Source organism: Stenotrophomonas sp. HMWF003 (genome assembly GCF_003061285.1).
In the GTDB taxonomy this organism is placed as follows: Bacteria; Pseudomonadota; Gammaproteobacteria; order Xanthomonadales; family Xanthomonadaceae; genus Stenotrophomonas; species Stenotrophomonas maltophilia_AP.
In genome coordinates, this window is sequence record NZ_QAIW01000449.1 from 1 (window position 1) to 592 (window position 592).

General features: G+C 69.8%; 1 protein-coding gene. It reads right to left on the reverse strand.

What is annotated here, in order from left to right:
• The coding region (locus tag DBR34_RS24270) for a formylglycine-generating enzyme family protein (RefSeq protein WP_258224187.1) at nt 1-592 on the reverse strand (592 nt) is incomplete at both ends.

Here is a 592-nt window from a genome sequence, read left to right on the forward strand (position 1 = left end):
GTTCGGACAGCCAGATTGCGTAGTGCTCGGCATCGCGCACGCTGACGTGCATCACCGGCGCGTTGGCCAGCGCCGGGCCGCCGTTGTAGTCCGATTGCCAGTCCACGCCACTGTGCCGCACGAAGTTGCCGCTGCGTTCGTCGTACACGATCGAGTGGCCACGCCGGGTCGCGCGCGGACGAGCGTTGCTGGCCTGCACGTACCGGCGGAAATCGGCCACGGTGACCTCGGTGATCGACAGCGCGAAGCCGCGCTCGAACCGCACGTAATGCGAGGGCTTTTCCGCGTCGCTGGCCCCCAGCTCGGCGTCCCCGGCGCCCATCTGGAAGCCGCCATGCGGCACCACGATCATCTGCGGGCCACGGCCCCCATCGCGCAGGGCGTCGCTGAACACCTGGCGTGGCCGGAAACTGCCGTAGTGGGTCACCAGCTCGATGCGTTCGCGCAGCTGCCCCACCACGGGATCGCCGGGCAAGGCCATGCGCAGCGCGTCTTCGAGCTTCTCGCGCGCCGCCTTCAGCCCCTGCGGCGTGGCCAGGTCACGCAGGCCTTCGTCACGCAGGCGGGTCAGCGTATCGGCACGGATGCGCTC